At 31.6% G+C, this 2,741-nt stretch carries 4 protein-coding genes; 1 reads left to right on the forward strand and 3 read right to left on the reverse strand.

Translation table 11 applies throughout. The features are described 5' to 3' along the window. On the reverse strand, window positions 1-430 hold a 430-nt coding region (locus ACQCX0_RS02015; RefSeq protein WP_462562488.1), incomplete at its 3' end, for a DNA-binding protein. A gap of 2 nt (window positions 431-432) precedes the next feature. Beyond that, window positions 433-732, reverse strand: coding sequence for a helix-turn-helix domain-containing protein (locus ACQCX0_RS02020; protein ID WP_462562489.1), 300 nt, complete (start codon window positions 730-732; stop codon window positions 433-435). 139 nt (window positions 733-871) lie between these two features. Here ACQCX0_RS02020 and ACQCX0_RS02025 point away from each other — a divergent pair, with 139 nt between their 5' ends. Then, window positions 872-1,321, forward strand: a complete 450-nt coding sequence (locus ACQCX0_RS02025; protein ID WP_462562490.1) for a helix-turn-helix domain-containing protein — start codon at window positions 872-874, stop codon at window positions 1,319-1,321. Window positions 1,322-1,608: 287 nt separating this feature from the next. On the opposite strand, the gene ACQCX0_RS02030 is transcribed toward ACQCX0_RS02025, so the two are convergent. Further along, window positions 1,609-2,741 (reverse strand): DNA methyltransferase (locus ACQCX0_RS02030; protein WP_462562491.1); only part of this gene is annotated, 1,133 nt, incomplete at its 5' end.

The raw sequence follows: 2,741 nt of genomic DNA on the forward strand, positions 1-2,741 counted from the left end.
TTAGTAGTTCTATCTTTTCTATTACCATCTCTTTTACTTTTGCTTCCTTTATTTTCTTTAGGGTCAGCTCACTATTTCCTGATTTTGCTACTAATTCGCTATATTCCTTACTAGCTTTCTCTTTTGTTTCTTGATTCTCTACTTTAACTTCCAGACCCTCCTTTATCCCTAACTTCGTTATTAACTCTAACCTCGCTGCTAAAGGTAACGATGAGAAGTGGTACTCATAGCCTTTTTTTCCAACTGCTTTCCTAAATTGCCATTGCCCCTTATTTGCTATGTTTCTAATACCATCTCGAAATTTTGGTAGCCCTCTTAACCCTGCTAATTTCTCTGAACCAAACCACTCATTTAAGACTCCATTGCTTTTTTGCTTATTTTCCATTAAAGGCTTATTTTCTGCCAATGGAGTCTTAGCTTTTTTATCCACTTTTAGACTCCATTACCCAGTGATTTTTTAATATCTATGGAGTCTTTTATATCTATTTTTCTTTTATACATATAAGCTCCTTTTGGTTGGGGCTTTAATCTGTTCCCTAAATCATCATATCTATCTTTCCAAATGTCTTTAGGATGGATCCCCAAAGCATTAGCAATAATTTTTTCGGCTTTCTTATGTGGCAAATTAATTGCATTACTGCAAGTACTATGTCTAAAACCACTTATTCTATCTAAATCTGATAATGTAAATCCTTTTAAACTTAACAAATACTTGATTTTTTCTGCTTTCATTTTTGTTTACCTTTTTTTTATTTACTTTTGTTAGTATTATTTACTTAAGTAAATAATAACTTGTTCATATATGGGTATAATATGTGCAAAAATGAAATAATGTCAACTATTATTTTCATATATGAGAAAAATATATAAAATGGATGAGAAGTTAGACTTAGAAGAAGCAGAATTTATAAGAAATTTACAAATAAAATTACAAAAACTAATTACTTTGAAATTTGGCTCTCAAGATAATCTAGCAAAGGCTAGCAAGATAAGTAGGTCTACTATAAATCGCTGGGCTCATGGAAAGAATCTATCAGCATTATATAGCATAAAAAAAGTATGTGAAGCAGGCAATATCTCACTAGACTATTTAGTATTAGGAAAAAGTTTTGAGGAAGAATCACTAGATATTAATTTATTCAATGAAGTATTTGAACATGCTTTTAATTTAGCACAGAAAGAAGAATTAACTATAAATGGAGCCTACTTTTTAGGCATTTATGACATAGTGGCAAGAGAGCTTGAAACTAATTCCAAACTATCTGTTAAAGAAATAGTTGAAAAGAATAAGCAACTTATTATAAACTTAAGAAAGAGTTAAAAACTCACTTAGAGTACCTAGAGTACCAATTTTATTGTAACAATAAAGAGGTATTCTATGAAAAAACTAATAAAAAATCAAAAATACACCCTATTAATCAACAAATTAAACCACTTAGAAGCAAGATGCCCTACTTGTAAAGCTATGTTATGTAAAGTAATAAATAATTGCATTGAATGTAAGTGTAAACGGTGTAAAACCATGCTAGAACTGGATATTAAAGATATAAAATAGTATCCTAACCTCTTCTTAGATGTCCTTTTAGTACCATGACCACTTTTATCTAATTAAATATACATTTTAAATTGATTTGTTTTATCTTTATGGGTTAGGGCATTGGGTATAGTAAAGAGCTTTTTTTCTACCAACATTTGTTTTACTGTTAGAAGCTGTACTTTAGGATATTTATAGCCGTTTACCTCTATCATCCCTTGTTTCCCAGCTTCTTCCAGCATTCCTTTAGTTGGTTCACTTAAACAGATAAACCCTCCCATTAATGCTTGTTGAGAGTTGATAGTTCCTATTAGTTCCCTGATATTTGCACTGGTAATGGTTTTCCCTCCCTTAACAGAGATTATCATATGCTGGTATTGATTTTTCTTGCCGGTATCTATATAGATTTTTCCATCTACACCTTTATCATTACTCTTTTTATTAGAACAAAAGCCGTTTACATATTCTACAGCCCAATGCTGAAACTGGTGAGGGTCTTGCTTGAATAACATTGTCGCTCCCTCCATTGAGGTAGGTATTCCTGATATTTCATAATCTTTATCTTCTAATAGATTGTATCGCTCTTTTAAGGTGTTCTGAATTAGTTTGACTGATAAAATAGCAATATCGCATCCTATCCAATTTCTGTTATTTAAATGGGCTGCATAAATTGCCGTTCCGCATCCGCAGAAAGGGTCAAATATTGTAGCACCCTCCCCCGTGCTGGCTCGTATTATCCTATCTAGTAAAGCTATAGGCTTTTGGGTTGGGTAGCCTAATTTCTCTTTGGATTGACCTTGTAATTGTTTAATATCTGTTATTATATCTTGCAGTACAACTCCTTCTGCCTCATGCAAATACCTTTTTCTACGTATTCTTTGTTCTTTATCTTTTGGAAAATGTAATTTCCCCTCTTTCTCAAGTCTTTCCATAGTTACAATCGGGCATCGCCAACCATTCTCAGGACAAGGATACCCTTTATACTCATATTTATATCCATTAGGATGCGGATTACTCAAATTATCTAATTGATAACTACCATTTTCATCTTTATATTTATAAAATTTGTTTATGTAACCTTCTTCATATGGGCTATAAACTTTATTCCATATATATTTATCTGTTTTTGTATAAAAAAGTATTATATCGTGTATTGCTCCATACCTCTTAGCATCATTATGTGCATTACTTCTTTTCCACACTATTT

It is taken from the genome of Candidatus Hepatincolaceae symbiont of Strigamia maritima (assembly GCF_055505085.1).